The 14953-nt window shown below is 66.2% G+C and carries 19 protein-coding genes and 3 tRNA genes; 9 read left to right on the plus strand and 13 right to left on the minus strand.

Translation table 11 applies throughout. The annotated features are described in order from the left end of the window. The first annotated feature begins 28 nt into the window (after positions 1-28). The 5 genes from ACAG24_RS08805 (at position 29) to ACAG24_RS08825 (ending at position 4904) form a co-directional block, all read left to right on the plus strand. Positions 29-1384 (plus strand): ABC1 kinase family protein, encoded by a 1356-nt coding sequence (locus tag ACAG24_RS08805; protein ID WP_370472208.1) that lies wholly within the window; start codon positions 29-31, stop codon positions 1382-1384. After that, positions 1385-2287 carry an alpha/beta fold hydrolase gene (locus tag ACAG24_RS08810; protein WP_370472207.1) on the plus strand — a complete coding sequence of 301 codons (903 nt, stop codon included), beginning with the start codon at positions 1385-1387 and terminating at the stop codon, positions 2285-2287. A 111-nt stretch (positions 2288-2398) separates the two neighbouring features. Next, on the plus strand, positions 2399-3274 hold the full coding sequence (locus ACAG24_RS08815) for a cyclopropane mycolic acid synthase family methyltransferase (protein ID WP_370472206.1): 876 nt from the start codon (positions 2399-2401) through the stop codon (positions 3272-3274). Between the two features lie 151 nt (positions 3275-3425). Further along, positions 3426-4322: a cyclopropane mycolic acid synthase family methyltransferase gene (locus ACAG24_RS08820; RefSeq protein WP_370472205.1), complete on the plus strand. Its 897-nt coding sequence runs from the start codon at positions 3426-3428 to the stop codon at positions 4320-4322. 219 nt (positions 4323-4541) lie between these two features. Further along, entirely contained in the window at positions 4542-4904 is a 363-nt protein-coding gene (locus ACAG24_RS08825; protein ID WP_370472204.1) for a hypothetical protein, read from the plus strand. A 300-nt stretch (positions 4905-5204) separates the two neighbouring features. On the opposite strand, the gene rplA is transcribed toward ACAG24_RS08825, so the two are convergent. The 11 genes from rplA to ACAG24_RS08880 all read right to left on the minus strand — a co-directional run bounded on the left by rplA (position 5205) and on the right by ACAG24_RS08880 (position 10008). Then, positions 5205-5921: a 50S ribosomal protein L1 gene (gene rplA, locus ACAG24_RS08830; protein ID WP_370472203.1), complete on the minus strand. Its 717-nt coding sequence runs from the start codon at positions 5919-5921 to the stop codon at positions 5205-5207. A gap of 65 nt (positions 5922-5986) precedes the next feature. Then, positions 5987-6415 (minus strand): 50S ribosomal protein L11, encoded by a 429-nt coding sequence (gene rplK, locus ACAG24_RS08835; RefSeq protein ID WP_270716309.1) that lies wholly within the window; start codon positions 6413-6415, stop codon positions 5987-5989. A gap of 44 nt (positions 6416-6459) precedes the next feature. Beyond that, entirely contained in the window at positions 6460-7323 is an 864-nt protein-coding gene (nusG, locus tag ACAG24_RS08840; RefSeq protein WP_370472202.1) for a transcription termination/antitermination protein NusG, read from the minus strand. A gap of 44 nt (positions 7324-7367) precedes the next feature. Next, positions 7368-7820: a preprotein translocase subunit SecE gene (gene secE / locus ACAG24_RS08845; RefSeq protein ID WP_370472201.1), complete on the minus strand. Its 453-nt coding sequence runs from the start codon at positions 7818-7820 to the stop codon at positions 7368-7370. Positions 7821-7903: 83 nt separating this feature from the next. Then, positions 7904-7976: transfer RNA gene (locus ACAG24_RS08850), tRNA-Trp, on the minus strand. Positions 7977-8099: 123 nt separating this feature from the next. Continuing rightward, the gene (gene hadC / locus ACAG24_RS08855) at positions 8100-8645 is read right to left on the minus strand and encodes a (3R)-hydroxyacyl-ACP dehydratase subunit HadC (protein ID WP_370472200.1); all 546 of its coding nucleotides are present in this window, start codon (positions 8643-8645) and stop codon (positions 8100-8102) included. Positions 8646-8655: 10 nt separating this feature from the next. Further along, positions 8656-9084: a (3R)-hydroxyacyl-ACP dehydratase subunit HadB gene (gene hadB, locus ACAG24_RS08860; protein ID WP_370472630.1), complete on the minus strand. Its 429-nt coding sequence runs from the start codon at positions 9082-9084 to the stop codon at positions 8656-8658. Further along, positions 9071-9550 carry a (3R)-hydroxyacyl-ACP dehydratase subunit HadA gene (gene hadA / locus ACAG24_RS08865; protein ID WP_370472199.1) on the minus strand — a complete coding sequence of 160 codons (480 nt, stop codon included), beginning with the start codon at positions 9548-9550 and terminating at the stop codon, positions 9071-9073. Before hadA ends, hadB begins: the two co-directional genes overlap by 14 nt. Before the next feature lie 67 nt (positions 9551-9617). Then, positions 9618-9785, minus strand: coding sequence for a 50S ribosomal protein L33 (rpmG, locus tag ACAG24_RS08870; protein WP_003929651.1), 168 nt, complete (start codon positions 9783-9785; stop codon positions 9618-9620). A gap of 39 nt (positions 9786-9824) precedes the next feature. After that, a tRNA-Met gene (locus ACAG24_RS08875) sits at positions 9825-9898 on the minus strand. A 37-nt stretch (positions 9899-9935) separates the two neighbouring features. Next, positions 9936-10008: transfer RNA gene (locus ACAG24_RS08880), tRNA-Thr, on the minus strand. Between the two features lie 111 nt (positions 10009-10119). Between ACAG24_RS08880 and ACAG24_RS08885 the strand changes: the two genes are divergently transcribed. Further along, positions 10120-10836: an MBL fold metallo-hydrolase gene (locus ACAG24_RS08885; protein WP_370472198.1), complete on the plus strand. Its 717-nt coding sequence runs from the start codon at positions 10120-10122 to the stop codon at positions 10834-10836. 88 nt (positions 10837-10924) lie between these two features. On the opposite strand, the gene ACAG24_RS08890 is transcribed toward ACAG24_RS08885, so the two are convergent. Further along, on the minus strand, positions 10925-11059 hold the full coding sequence (locus tag ACAG24_RS08890; protein ID WP_370472197.1) for a hypothetical protein: 135 nt from the start codon (positions 11057-11059) through the stop codon (positions 10925-10927). Positions 11060-11222: 163 nt separating this feature from the next. On the opposite strand from ACAG24_RS08890, the gene ACAG24_RS08895 reads away from it, so the two are divergent. Then, positions 11223-11924: a crotonase/enoyl-CoA hydratase family protein gene (locus ACAG24_RS08895; protein WP_370472196.1), complete on the plus strand. Its 702-nt coding sequence runs from the start codon at positions 11223-11225 to the stop codon at positions 11922-11924. A 66-nt stretch (positions 11925-11990) separates the two neighbouring features. Next, positions 11991-12983, plus strand: a complete 993-nt coding sequence (locus ACAG24_RS08900) for a magnesium transporter CorA family protein (RefSeq protein ID WP_370472195.1) — start codon at positions 11991-11993, stop codon at positions 12981-12983. On the opposite strand, the gene ACAG24_RS08905 is transcribed toward ACAG24_RS08900, so the two are convergent. Continuing rightward, positions 12961-14064: an NAD(P)/FAD-dependent oxidoreductase gene (locus tag ACAG24_RS08905; RefSeq protein WP_370472194.1), complete on the minus strand. Its 1104-nt coding sequence runs from the start codon at positions 14062-14064 to the stop codon at positions 12961-12963. The genes ACAG24_RS08900 and ACAG24_RS08905 overlap by 23 nt on opposite strands. 121 nt (positions 14065-14185) lie before the next feature. Here ACAG24_RS08905 and ACAG24_RS08910 point away from each other — a divergent pair, with 121 nt between their 5' ends. Beyond that, positions 14186-14911 carry a DUF3060 domain-containing protein gene (locus ACAG24_RS08910; RefSeq protein WP_370472193.1) on the plus strand — a complete coding sequence of 242 codons (726 nt, stop codon included), beginning with the start codon at positions 14186-14188 and terminating at the stop codon, positions 14909-14911. Positions 14912-14953 lie beyond the last annotated feature (42 nt).

The raw sequence follows: 14953 nt of genomic DNA on the forward strand, positions 1-14953 counted from the left end.
GCGCGGCGCCTTTTGAGACACTGGCCTGATGAGTGCACCGCGCAAGTCGACACATCGCGAGGTTGCCAGGTTGGACCGCGTACCGCTTCCGGTCGAGGCGGCGCGTATCGGAGTCACCGGCTGGCAGATAACTCGCACCGGCGCCCGTGTCCTGTCCACGTTGACCGGGCGCGGAACGCTGCAGCAGAAGGTCGTCAAACAGATCCCGCAGACGTTCGCCGACCTGGGGCCGACCTACGTCAAGTTCGGCCAGATCATCGCTTCGAGCCCCGGCGCGTTCGGCGAGCCGCTGAGCCGGGAGTTCCGCGGCCTTCTCGACCGCGTCCCGCCCGCAGACACCGACGCCGTCCACAAGCTGTTCCGTGAGGAACTCGGCGACGAGCCGCAGAACCTCTTCAAGTCGTTCGACGAGAAGCCTTTCGCGTCGGCATCGATCGCCCAGGTCCACTACGCCACGCTGCATTCCGGCGAGGAGGTCGTGGTCAAGATCCAGCGCCCGGGAATCCGCCGTCGCGTCGCCGCCGACCTGCAAATCCTCAAGCGGGGCGCTCAGCTCGTGGAGCTGGCCAAGACGGGCAGGCGCCTGTCGGCTCAGGACGTCGTCGCCGACTTCGCGGACAACCTCGCCGAGGAGCTCGACTTCCGGCTCGAGGCCCAGTCGATGGATGCGTGGGTGGCGCACATGCACGCGTCGCCGCTGGGCGAGAACATCCGCGTGCCGCAGGTCTACTGGGACCTGACCAGCGAGCGCGTGCTGACGATGGAACGCATCTCCGGCGTGCGCATCGACGACGTCGCCGAGATCCGCAAGAGGGGCTTCGACGGCACCGAATTGGTGAAGGCGCTCCTGTTCAGCGTGTTCGAGGGCGGCCTGCGCCACGGGCTGTTCCACGGCGACCTGCATGCGGGCAACCTGTACGTCGACGACGCAGGCAAGATCGTGTTCTTCGACTTCGGAATCATGGGCCGCATCGACCCGCGGACACGATGGCTGCTGCGCGAGCTCGTCTATGCCCTGCTGGTGAAGAAGGACCACGCCGCCGCCGGCAAGATCGTCGTGCTGATGGGCGCCGTCGGCACCGTGCGGCCCGAGGCGGAGGCCGCCAAGGATCTGGAGAAGTTCGCGACCCCGCTGACGCTGAAGTCGTTGGGAGACTTGAGCTATGCCGAGATCGGCAAGCAGCTGTCCGCGCTCGCCGACGCATACGACGTGAAGCTGCCACGGGAGCTGGTGCTCATCGGCAAGCAATTTCTCTACGTCGAGCGCTACATGAAGTTGCTCGCCCCGAAATGGCAGATGATGAGCGACCCCGCGTTGACCGGATACTTCGCGAACTTCATGGTCGACGTCGCCCGGGAACACGACGACCAGCTCGACGCGTAGATGGAGATTCGCACCGGCACCGCCCCGTCCGGAGACCTGGACATCTATTACGAGGACATGGGCGACCCGGACGACCCCGCGGTCTTGCTGATCATGGGTCTCGGTGCGCAATTGGTGTTCTGGCGCACCGAATTCTGCGAGAAGCTCGTCAACCAGGGGCTGCGGGTGATCCGGTTCGACAACCGTGACGTGGGCCTGTCGAGCAAGCTGCCGGGCGCCCATGCCGGCGCACCGCTGCTTCCGCGAATGGCCCGGTCGTTCGTCGGGCTGGCCAGCCCGGCGGCGTACACGCTCGAGGACATGAGCGACGATGCCGCCGCACTGCTCGATCACCTCGGCATCGACAAGGCCCATGTGGTCGGCGGTTCGATGGGCGGCATGATCGCGCAGGTTTTCGCGGCGCGGCACCCCGCGCGCCTCAAGACCCTCGGCGTGATCTTCTCCAGCAACAACCAGTCGATGCTGCCGCCGCCGGGCCCCGCGCAACTGCTGGCGGTCCTGCAGAAGCCCAAGGGCACGTCCCGCGACGCCATCATCGACAACACGGTCCGCGTGTCGAAGATCATCGGCAGCCCCGGCTATCCGGCGTCAGAGGACAGGGTGCGCGCCGAGGCGATCGAAGGGTATGACCGCAGCTACTACCCCGCAGGCGTCGGACGGCAGTTCGCGGCGATCCTCGGCAGTGGCAGTCTCCGCCATTATGACCGGAAGATCGCGGCGCCCACGGTGGTGATCCACGGAAAGGCCGACAAGCTGATGCGCCCGTCGGGCGGACGGGCGATCGCGCGTGCCATCAGGAACTCGCGACTGGTGCTGTTCGACGGCATGGGCCACGAACTCCCCGAGCCGCTGTGGGACGACATCGTCGGTGAGCTGACGACCACGTTCGCCGAAGTGCCCTGACTCACACGTAAATTCACGCGTGCGCAGATGCGCGTAGCATCCCGGGCAGGGCACGATCGCGCCGTCTTACAGGAGATCCTCTTCGGGCTGTGTCCGCAGGAAGGCCGCCTCATGGCCTCACGAAAAACCCGCGACCTCACACCACATTTCGACGATGTGCAGGCCCATTACGACCTGTCGGACGAATTCTTCCGGCTGTTCCTCGACCCGTCGCAGACGTACAGCTGCGCCTACTTCGAACGCGACGACATGACGCTGGAGGAGGCTCAGCTGGCCAAAGTCGACCTGGCTCTCGGCAAGCTCGGCCTGGAGCCCGGCATGACGCTGCTGGACATCGGGTGCGGTTGGGGCGCCACGATGATGCGCGCGGTCGAGAAGTATGACGTCGACGTCATCGGATTGACGCTGAGCGAGAACCAAAAGGCGCATGTCGAAAGGATTTTCGCGGCGTCCGACGATTCCAGGAGCAAAGAGATCCTGCTCCAGGGCTGGGAACAGTTCGACAGGCCCGTCGACCGGATCGTGTCGATCGGCGCGTTCGAACACTTCGGTCGCGACCGCTGGGACGACTTCTTCGCGATGGCTCACCGGGTGCTGCCCGACGACGGGGTGATGCTGTTGCACACCATCACGGCGCTGACGATGCCTCAGATGACCGAACGCGGGATGCCGTTGACGTTCTCGGTGGCGCGGTTCGTCAAGTTCATCCTCACCGAGATCTTCCCGGGCGGATATCTGCCGACCATCGAGCTGGTGGGCGAGCACGCCGGCAAGGCGGGTTTCGACCTGACCCGCACCCAGTCTCTTCAGCCGCACTACGCGCGCACACTCGACCTCTGGTCCGAAGCACTGGAGTCCCACCGGGACGAGGCGATCGCGGTCCAGTCCGAGGAGGTCTACGACCGCTACATGCACTACCTGACGGGCTGCGCGAAGGGCTTCCGGGTCGGCTACATCGACGTCAACCAGTTCACCCTCGCAAAGTAGTCGGCCCGGCCGGATTGGATCGTTCGGCAGGTCAAACGCTAGGCTCTTGCCCCTAGGGCGCGTGTTTGCAGAAGAGTCGAGCCGCGCCTTCGGTACGGTCTTCCACAGGTATTTGACGTGGTGTCGACAGAGAGCGCGGAGCAGGGGAAATATGTCTGACCAATCCAGCGGCACGAAGGATATGACGCCTCATTTCGAGGACATCCAGGCCCATTACGACCTGTCAGACGACTTTTTCGGCGTGTTCCAGGATCCGACACGCAAGTACAGCTCCGGCTTCTTCACCGGCCCGAACTGCACGCTGTCCGAAGCGCAGGTCGCCAACGTCGACCAGCACCTCGACAAGCTGGATCTGAAGCCGGGCATGACGCTGCTCGAGGTCGGCTGCGGGTGGGGTCTGACGCTGCAGCGCGCCATGGAGAAGTACGACGTCAACGTCATCGGCCTGACCCTGTCGAAGAACCAGAAGGCCTACTGCGATCAGCTGCTGGCCAAGGCCGAGTCCGACCGCACCTTCGACGTCCGGCTGGAGGGCTGGGAGCAGTTCCACTCCCCCGTCGACCGGATCGTCTCGATCGAGGCGTTCGAGCACTTCGGCTTCGAGCGCTACGACGACTTCTTCAAGACGTGCTACGACATCCTGCCCGAGGACGGCCGGATGACGATCCAGAGCAGCGTCGGCTACCACCCGTACAACCTGGCCGAGCGCGGAAAGAAGCTGACCTTCGAGCTGGCGCGCTTCATCAAGTTCATGATCACCGAGATCTTCCCCGGCGGCCGCCTCCCCACCACCGAGATGATGATCGAGCACGGTGAGAAGGCCGGCTTCACGGTGCCGGAAGCGATCTCGCTGCGTAACCACTACATCAAGACACTCGGCATCTGGGCGGACCGCCTCGAGAAGAACAAGGACGCCGCCATCGCGGCGACCGACGAGGAGAACTACCACCGCTACATGCGCTACCTGAAGGGCTGCCAGTACTACTTCATCGACGAGTCGATCGACGTCAGCCTGGTCACCTACCTCAAGCCGGCGGTCGCCGCCTAGCGCCGCCGTCCGCGACATGAAGAATCCCCCGCACGCCTGAATGCGGGGGATTCTCCATACTGGCCCGAAGGCCGCAGCCGGGGGTGTCGGTCTCGATGCCAGTATCTCGCCTCCGTCGGTCCTCGTCTGCGGTTTCGGCGTTCACGTCGGTGTCGGACCCCCGAAGATTTAGGGAAACACCCGATTCCTCCGCGACGCCACGTCGCTACCGTCGACGGAATGGGTGATGTCCGCGCAACCACGAGCTTCCTCGCCGAGTGGTATCTGCCCGATCTGGCCGACGCGAGGGTCGACGACATCGTCGAGCGCCTGCACGCGGCGGCATCCGGGCTCACCAGCGGGGGTGCCCGCGTGCGTCTGGTGGCGACGTTGTCGGTGCCCAGCGACGAGGTTCTCTACGGCGTCTTCGACGCGGACTCCCCCGACGCCGTGGTGGCCACCTGCGAGCATGCCGGCATCCCCCAGCAACGGCTGTCGGCCGACGTGGTGGCCCGCCTGATCTCCGGGCGGCCGGACGTGCGTTTGCTGTCAGGCGCGGGTGGTCCCGAGGACGAAACGGCGGAGCGGCTCGTCGCGCACTGAAACACGCCGCCGATCGGGAGTTCCGCCCCAGCGCGGGCACTTTCACCGTTCAACGGCGGAATTGACGAGCGCGATGCTATGTTGCTGCGCGAGGGTGCTCTTCGGCCGCCGCGTCACGGGTCACCAGGGGGACACCGTAGACCTCTGGCCGTTTCGTCTGATTTGCCGTTCGTGGGGGATGGCCTGTCCGGCGGGGCCAGGGTCGGTGACCGAGGAGCACTCTCGAAGACCTTCCGACGCAAGAAGCCCCGCACCGGTGGTGCGGGGCTTCTCGTCGGTTGGTGGTAATCGGCTGGCGGGTCAGCTCGCCGGCTCCTCCGTGAAGTTGCGGGTCACCGACGGGTCGACCGGGATGCCCGGGCCCGTCGTGGTCGAGACGACGACCTTCTTCAGGTAGCGGCCCTTCGACGACGACGGCTTGGCACGCAGGATTTCGTCGAGCGCGGCTCCGTAGTTCTCGGCGAGCTTCTTCTCGTCGAACGAGGCCTTGCCGATCACGAAGTGCAGGTTGGCCTGCTTGTCGACGCGGAAGTTGATCTTGCCGCCCTTGATGTCGTTCACAGCCTTCGCGACATCGGGGGTGACCGTTCCCGTCTTCGGGTTCGGCATCAGGCCGCGGGGACCGAGGATGCGGGCGATGCGGCCGACCTTGGCCATCTGGTCGGGCGTGGCGATCGCGGCGTCGAAGTCGAGGAACCCGCCCTGGATCTTCTCGATCAGGTCGTCGCTACCGACGATGTCGGCGCCTGCGGCCTCGGCGGCTTCGGCCTTGTCACCCACGGCGAACACGGCGACGCGCGCGGTCTTGCCGGTGCCGTTGGGCAGGTTCACCGTGCCGCGGACCATCTGGTCTGCCTTGCGCGGGTCGACGCCGAGGCGGATCGCGACCTCGACGGTGGCGTCCTGCTTCTTCGACGACGTCTCCTTGGCCAGCTTCGCGGCCTCCAGCGGTGAGTAGAGACGGGTCTTGTCGACCTTCTCGGCCGCTTCCCTGTATGCCTTGCTGTTCTTGCTCATTGGTTTCTCCTGGTTACTGAGTTGTGGTTGGTGCGAGCCGAGCCGGCTCTCCCACGGGATCGGTCCTACTCGACCGTGATGCCCATCGACCGGGCGGTGCCGGCGATGATCTTGGCGGCCTGATCGATGTCGTTCGCGTTCAGGTCTTCCTTCTTCGTCTCGGCGATCTCGCGCACCTGATCCCAGGTCACCTTGGCGACCTTGGTCTTGTGCGGCTCGCCGGAACCCTTCTGCACACCGGCGGCCTTGAGCAGCAGCTTGGCGGCGGGCGGGGTCTTCAGCGCGAACGTGAAGCTCCGGTCCTCGTAGACGGTGATCTCCACGGGGATGACGTTGCCGCGCTGCGACTCCGTCGCGGCGTTGTACGCCTTGCAGAACTCCATGATGTTGACGCCGTGCTGGCCGAGCGCGGGACCGACCGGCGGGGCGGGGTTGGCCTGCCCGGCCTGGATCTGCAGCTTGATCAGCCCGACGACCTTCTTCTTCGGGGGCATGGCTGTGCTTTCTCTTTCTCTTCCTGGTGGGCTCGGGGCCCGTCTTAAATCTTGGCGACCTGGTTGAAGGTCAGTTCGACCGGTGTCTCACGTCCGAAGATGGACACCAGCACCTTGAGCTTCTGCTGCTCGGCGTTGACCTCGCTGATGGAGGCGGGCAGCGTCGCGAAGGGGCCGTCCATGACGGTGACCGACTCGCCGACCTCGAAGTCCACCTCGATGACCGGACGCTCGATGCCGCCGGTCTCCGATGCTGCAGCCGCCGCGGACGACGCGGCGGCCTTGCCGGGCTTCTTGGCCGCGGCGGGCGGCAACAGGAACTTCACGACGTCGTCGAGCGACAGCGGCGACGGACGCGAGGTCGCGCCGACGAAGCCCGTCACGCCGGGCGTGTTGCGCACCGCGCCCCACGACTCGTCGTTGAGTTCCATGCGCACCAGGATGTAGCCGGGCAGCACCTTGCGGTTGACCTGCTTGCGCTGGCCGTTCTTGATCTCGGTGACCTCTTCGGTGGGCACCTCGACCTGGAAGATGTAGTCGCCGACGTCGAGGTTCTGGACGCGGGTCTCGAGGTTGGCCTTCACCTTGTTCTCGTAGCCGGCGTAGGAGTGGATGACGTACCACTCGCCCGGCTTGAGGCGCAGTTCCTTCTTCAGCGCGACGGCCGGGTCCTCGTCCTCGACGGCTGCTTCCGGGGCTTCCCCGGCGGCCTCGTCGGTGTTGTCGAAGGCATCGCTGCCTTCGATCACGTCGGTCACCCCGGCGGGCGCGGTGTCCTCGACGGCCTCGGCCGTGCTGCTCTGCTCGAGATGCTCGGCGGCTTCATCGGCGATCACGACCGCAGGGTCTGCGGCCTCGGCGCGCGCCTCGGACACGCTCGCGGCTGTCTCGCCGTCGAAGCTGGTCACGTGTCAGTCCTCTCTTGATGTGTCTCGTGTCCCTGGGGCTGCGGTCAGCCGAAGATCCAGGTCACGAGCTTCGCCAGGCCCAGGTCGACCCCGCCGATCATCGCCACCATGAAGATCAGGAACAGCAGCACGACGGTCGTGTAGCTGGCCATCTGCTTGCGGTTCGGCCAGATGACCTTCCGGAGCTCGCCGACAACTTCCCTCAGGTAGTTGACGACGTACGCGATGGGATTGCGGGACGGCCCGTCCTTGGGCTTCTGGGCCGTCTTCTTCTTGCGTTTCGGCCCGCTACCGTCGTCCTTCGACCCCGCACTGTCCGCCTCAAGGGCGTCGTCGGCATCCTCGGCGTCGGTCTCGTCGACCACGCGACGCGACCGCTTCCCGGTGGGCCGCAGGGGCCGCGTCACCACCGCGGTCTGGCCGCGGGTGTCACCGTCGTCGGTCTCGTTGCCGCTGTCGGTGTCCGCGGAGCTGACACCGTCGCGCTCGTCGCTCACCGCATGCCTTTCGTTCGTTGCCGGGTTGTCATCCTCCAGTATTGCAACCGGACGTTCCCACCCTTGTCGAGTATTCAGTTGAGCAGGGGCGACAGGACTTGAACCTGCAACCTGCGGTTTTGGAGACCGCTGCTCTGCCAGTTGAGCTACGCCCCTTCAGCGATGTTCAGGGCTCACACAATTCGCGCGCTCCCCGTTCGGTCGATCAGAGCCGACGGACAGCGCGCTCAACTGGGAAAACCCCGAAGCCCGAGTGTAGCGCGACCCGGTGCCCAGTTACTAATCCGTACCCGTGGCGACGCCGGCCTCGGACTCGGCGTGCTGGACCGGCTTGCGCAGTACCTGACCGGTTTCGGGGTCCCATCCCGCCGAGATCGAGTTGTCGCCCTCGTGGCCCATCAGGGTGGTGAACGACTCCATGACGACCGCGCCCGTGTCGTCGGTGAGCACGTTACGGGTGGTGACGATGTCGGCGCCGAAGCGCTCGTCGACCGTCATGATCGTCAGCGCGCCGCGCAGCCGGTCACCCTCCTGTATCGGACGGTGGAACAGGAACTTCTGGTCGACCTGGACGATCTGCAAAGTCTCCAGGCCCACATCGACGTGCTGGAAGAAATGATTCTGGATCATCACCGCGAAGATCGACATGAACGTCGGGGACGCGATGAGACCGCTGTGCCCGAGTTCGGCTGCGGCCGCTGTGTCGTGGCTCGCCGGATCCTTGGCCTTGACGGAGTTCGCGTACTGCCGAATCTGTTCGCGGCCGACAACGAAGACGTCCGGGTACTCCCAGATCATCCCGCGGATGTCTGTCTTGAGTGCCATCTCTCCCTACCTATGCGAGCTTCGCGACAGCGACGGCGCGACCGAAGATCTTCTTCCCCCCGGCCGTCGCCGTGAGTGCGATGGTGACCGACTTCGCTTCGGCGTCAACGGATTTCACGCGACCGCTGAACACGATCTCGGCGCCGACACCGTCGTTGGGAACCGGCACGACAGCGGTGAAGCGCACGTTGTACTCGGTTACGGCGCCGGGGTCGCCGACCCATGCGGTGACATAGCCGCCGCCCAGGCCCATGGTCAGCATGCCGTGGGCGATCGCGGTGTCGAGACCGACCTGCTTGGCGATCTCGTCGTCCCAGTGGATGGGGTTGAGGTCGCCGGACACGCCCGCATAGTTGACGAGGTCGGCCCGCGTCAGCGGGATGACCTTCTCGGGCAGCTGGTCGCCGACGTTGACCGAACTGAACTCACGCAGTGCCATCTGTGAAGCCACTCTCTCCGTCTTCTTCGCTACGCCCCGCGAGGGTGGTGTAGTTCTCCTGAACGACATCGCCCTTCTCGTTGCTGACGATGTTCTTCGTGACGATGATGTCGGTGCCGTGCGCCTTGCGGATCGAGTCCACCCACACGTCGCAGTACAGCGTGTCGCCGGCTTTGATCGGCGCGAGGTACTTGACCACCTGGTCCACCTGGACGATCTTGGCATCGCTGATGCCGATGTTGTTGGCGGCGAACATCGCCAGCTGGGCCTGATAGCCGAAGACCGAGAGGAAGGTCAGCGGGGCGACGAGCCGGTCGTAGCCGAGCGCCGACGCGGCGGCCTCCTCGTGGAAGGCGGGATCGTCGTTCTTGACTGCGGTGGCGTACTCGCGGATCTTCTCGCGTCCGACGACGTAATGGTCGGGGTGGCGGTAGTGCACCCCGACGAGAGCGTCCAGGAAAGACACGAGTGTTGAACCTACCTAGTAGGCCTCGGTAACCGTTGCAGCGACGGCGCAGGCCCGGTCGTGTCGCTCAGCGCGACTCTTTGTGGGCCTGGTGCTTGCCGCAGTTCGGGCAGAACTTCTTGATCTCGAGGCGGTCGGGATCGTTGCGGCGGTTCTTCTTGGTGATGTAGTTGCGGTGCTTGCACACCTCGCAGGCCAAGGTGATCTTGGGCCGTACGTCGGTACTGGAGGCCACGTCAGTCGTCTCTTTCTTCTGCGTTCGCGTTCGTTGCTGTAGCGGTGGGGAGGCTCGATCTCCCGACCTCACGATTATGAGTCGTGCGCTCTAACCAGCTGAGCTACACCGCCCCGGGCATACGGGCGGCGCACCGCCCGGTATCCACCGAGCCCCCTAACGGAATCGAACCGTTGACCTTTTCCTTACCATGGAAACGCTCTGCCGACTGAGCTAAGGGGGCCTGCGCTCGCGAAAGTGCCGCGAGCCTTAAAGAGGGTACATTCTCACCGTTTCCGGCGCCAAACCGCTGGTCATCGCCGGGCTCTCACAGCTGGAAGCCTACGCTGGCCCCATGGCTGACACCGACCGCCTCTACTTCAAGCAGTTGCTCTCGGGCCGCGACTTCGCCGCGGGCGACATGATCGCCCAGCAGATGCGCAATTTCGCCTATCTGATCGGAGACCGCGAGACAGGCGACACGGTCGTCGTCGATCCGGCGTACGCGGCGCAGGACCTGGTGGACGCACTCGAGGCCGACGGAATGCACCTGTCGGGGGTGCTCGTCACCCATCACCACCCCGACCACATCGGCGGTTCGATGATGGGCTTCGAGCTCAAAGGGCTGGCCGAACTGCTGGAGCGGACCAGTGTGCCGGTGCACGTCAACGCTCACGAGGCCGACTGGGTTTCACGCGTCACCGGGATCGCCGGCAGTGAGCTGACCGCCCACCAGCACGGGGACAAGGTCTCGGTGGGCGACATCGAGATCGAGCTGCTGCACACACCGGGCCACACCCCGGGCAGCCAGTGCTTCCTGCTCGACGGGCGCCTGGTCGCCGGCGACACCCTCTTCCTGGAAGGCTGCGGCCGCACCGACTTCCCGGGTGGCGACGTCGACGCCATGTTCCGCAGCCTGCAGGCGCTCGCGCAGTTGTCCGGTGACCCCGTCGTCTTCCCCGGGCACTGGTATTCCGCCGAACCGAGCGCTCCGCTGTCGGACGTGCGGAACACCAACTACGTGTACCGCGCGAGCAATCTGGACCAGTGGCGGATGCTGATGGGCGGCTGACGCCGGCCACCAGGGCCCCCGGCGTCCGGTGCCGGGTTCCGCGACGCCCCCATCCGCCACGGAGATCCCGGCACCGGCCGTCCCCCACCTACTTCCAGGCTGAGCCGACCCCGCACTCCCACAGACCGAGCTTCGGCACACCGCTGTTCGGGCGGGTGCGGCGGCGCCGGGCACTGCGCTCGGACTCCAGATGCTCGGCGGGCTGCTTCCGTTTCGCGCGCATGGCATCTCCTTCGGTATGAGGCGCGGTACCCCCTCGTGTACCGCGCAGAGATGACGCTAGGAATCGGGGCGCCCGCAGTCGCGAGTAGTCGACTACCTCTTCTCGGCACGCCCGGCGATGCCCGCCTAGGTAGTGCCGCCCGCACCGCTGTTACGTTCGTCCCATGACCAGCACCGTGTCCTACGAGCTCGCCGATTCCGTGGCCACCATCACCCTCGACGACGGCAAGGTGAATGTGCTCGGGCCCGACATGCAGGCCCAGATCAACGAGGCACTCGACCGCGCCGAGGCCGACAAGGCCAAGGCCGTCGTACTCGCCGGCAACTCGCGGGTCTTCAGTGGGGGCTTCGACCTTGCGGTGTTCCAGTCCGGCGACGCCGCGGCGGCGTTGGGCATGCTCGCCGGAGGTTTCAGGCTGTCGCTGCGGACGTTGACGTTCCCCGTTCCGGTGATCATCGCCGCGACGGGTCCCGCGATCGCGATGGGATCGTTCCTGCTGCTGTCAGCCGATCATCGTGTGGGCCAACCCAAGTCGCGGTGCCAGGCGATCGAGGTGGCCATCGGCATGACGATCCCGATCTCGGCGCTGGAGATCATGCGTGCGCGACTGACCCCCGCGGCGTTCGAGCGGGGCGCCGCACTGGCAGCCACGTTCGTGGGCGACGAGGCCGTCGCGGGTGGCTGGCTCGACGAGATCGTCGAGGCCGACCAGGTCCTCGCCCGCGCTCGGCAGGTGGCCATGGAAGCGGCGGCCACGCTCAACGCGGGCGCCCACCTGGCGACCAAGCTCAAAGCCCGCAAGGGCGCGCTCGAGGCGATCCAGGCCGGTATCGACGGCCTGGCAACCGAATTCAGCCTTGGCTAGATCTCCCCACCCGCGCGGAACAGCAATCCCGGCTGCGATCGGAGTACCGGGTGCGATGATGGCCCCGTGACCCATGTCCGCGGCCGGATCTGGCGCGACGGCAAGCCTGTCGACGACTTCGAGTTCTCCAGGATCTCGGATTGCCTCGCCGCCGACGACACCCTGGTGTGGTGTGACATCTTCGACCCCGACCACGCCATTCTCAAAGACCTCGCGCAGGAGCTCGGCCTCAACGAATGGGCCGTCGAGGACGCCATCGCCGACGCCGAACGAACGAAAGCCGTCGTCTACCGGTCGCACACGTTCTTCACCGTGTACAGCGTGTCGGTCAAGGATCCGGCGCCCACCGACGTAGCCGAGTCCACGCTGGAGATCCACCGGATCTCCGGGTTCGTGCTGCCCCGCGGCCTGATCACCGTCCGGCTCTCACCGCATTTCGACATGGACCAGGTGTCGCAGCGCTTCGACGAACTCGGTGGCCAGGAGTACGGCGTGGGGTCACTGGTGCACGGCCTGCTCGATGTGGTGGTCGACGGCCACTTCGTCGCGGTCCAGGCGCTCGACGACAGCATCGAGGCCCTCGAAGACGATCTGTTCGACGAGCGTCCGCTGCGAGGTGGGTTGCAGCGCAAGACGTTTCAACTCCGCAAAGATCTTGTCGCACTGCGCAGGGTGGTGCTGCCGATGAGGGAGGTCGTCACGGCGATCCAGCACCGCAGGATGGACGCCAAGACCTCGGTCGAGCTCGATCCGGTCTACGCCGATCTGTACGACCATGTGCTGCGGGTGTCCGAGTGGACCGAATCGCTGCGGGACATGGTGACCACGGTGTTCGAGACGAACCTGTCCCTTCAGGACGCGCGGCTGAACACGGTGATGAAGAAGCTGACGGGGTGGGCGGCCATCATCGCGGTGCCCACCGCAATCACCGGCTTCTACGGGCAGAACGTCCAGTATCCAGGGATCGAGACGGTGGGCGGTTTCGTGACCAGCACGTCGCTCATCATCGTGATCGTGCTGGTGTTGTACCGGATGTTCAGGGCGCGGGATTGGCTGTGACGTCCAGTGTTCCCACGACACGGCCGGCCGTCCGATAGGTCACGAAGAAACCGTCATCTCGCTCGGTGAGGTCCGACGATGCGTAGCCGTTTCCCCAGCCACGGTAGCTCAGCGCGAATTGCCCGATGGCACAGCTGAATCCGGGTACCTTGTCCCACGCCGCGGAGGCGCCTGCCGCGGTGAGGCCGGCCACCAGGCCCTGCTGGGCGGCGTCGCGCCAGTGTTCGGCGATGACGCGCCGGCCTGCGGCGACATTGTGTGCGATGGCGACATCGCCTGCGGCGTAAATGTTCCGGACCGAGGTGCGCATGTGCTGGTCGACGACGACGCGCCCGCTGTCGGTCGCGAGACCGGCCTCGGCGGCCAGCCGGATGTCGGGCTTGACCCCCGTGGCGGCGACGATGACGTCACCGTGCACCGTGTCTCCCGACGAGAGCGTGACGGTCGTGTCGCCGACGGCTTCGACGGTCGCTCCCGGCACGACGCGCACGCCTGCCTCGGAGAGCATGTCGGCGACGCGCTTGCCGACGTCGATCCCGAATCGGCGGCGCAGCGGCGCGTCCTCGGGAACCACGACGGTGGTCGCGAGCCCGAGGCCTGCCAGGCAGCTGGCGGTCTCGCACCCGATCAGTCCGCCGCCGATCACGACGGCGGAGTCGGCGAAGCGGGCGGCCATCTTCAGGGCGACCGCGTCGGCGAACGAACGCAGCTGCTGCGCGGTGTCGCCGCCGGGCACCCCGAGCGGCACCGCGGCCGAACCGGACGCCACGACGAGATGCCAGTAGGGGTAGCGCGCGCCGCCGAGGGTGACGACCTCCTGGGCGTCGACGTCGATGTGGTCGACGGTGACGCCCAGCAGGAGGTCGATGTTGTGGCGGGCGAACCAGCCTGCGCTGTGGAGGTCGAGGTTCGTGTGGCCACCCCCGAGGAATTCCTTGCTGAGAGGGGGCTTGGCGTAGGGCAGCGCGGGGTCGGCGGAGAGGATCCGGACGGGGATGCGCGGGTGCCTGCGGCGGAAGGTCTCCGCAGCGCTGATGCCCGCCGGACCACTGCCGATGGCGAGGAATCCCGGTGCGGACATGCCTCGGGGATACCACCGTCGGAACGGCCTCAATCCCGGCCGCGGCATCGCCGTCAGCCTTTGGTCAGATTCGCTGTCAGTTGCTCTCCGCGCACGCGTCCAGGTGTGAAAACATCTGCGCATGGAGCCGTACGGGGATCCCGAAGCCCGGATCCGGGATCTGGAGCGCCCGCTCGCAGACCGGGCCCAGTCCAACGAGTTGGGCACTCAGCCTTACGAAGCACCGCCCCCGCCGACGGATCCGTATCAGGCGCAGACCTACGGCCAGTACGGCTCCCAGTACGGCACCCCGCAGTACACGTCGCCGTACTACGCGGCCCCCCAGCAGGTCGTCCGCAAGCGTTCCTCGACCACCGCGCTGTGGCTCGTCCCGCTCGTCGTCGGAGCAATCATCGTGGCCGGGGCCGTCGCCGTCGTCGTGTACTTCAGCTCCGCCGGCACCGACGCCTACACTGCCGACCCCGGTCCGACGATCTCCGGCGGCGGCGGCCGGCTCGACAGCCCCGCGCCGCCGGTCGGGGTGCCACCGATCGACCCGCAGCTGCCGGTCGCCCCGGAGGAACAGGTCATCACGGTCGAGGCGGGCGGCTCGGTCAGCGTCAGCGGCATCGACGAGAACCAGACCGTCATCTGCAACGGCGGAACCGTGGCCGTCAGCGGTGTGGAGAACGTCGTCGAGATCCAGGGCAGCTGCGCGGCAGTGTCGGTGTCCGGCATGAACAACACCGTCACCGTCGAAACGTCGCAGGCCATCAGCGCGTCGGGCTTCGAGAACCGGGTGACCTTCCGTTCAGGGGAACCGCAGATCACCAACTCCGGACCCGGCAACATCATCGAGCAGGGATGAGCGAAAGGACCGGGTCGTCGACGAACTCTCCGGAGCCGTCGT

This window comes from Mycobacterium bulgaricum (assembly GCF_041287165.2).
Classification (GTDB): Bacteria; Actinomycetota; Actinomycetes; order Mycobacteriales; family Mycobacteriaceae; genus Mycobacterium; species Mycobacterium bulgaricum.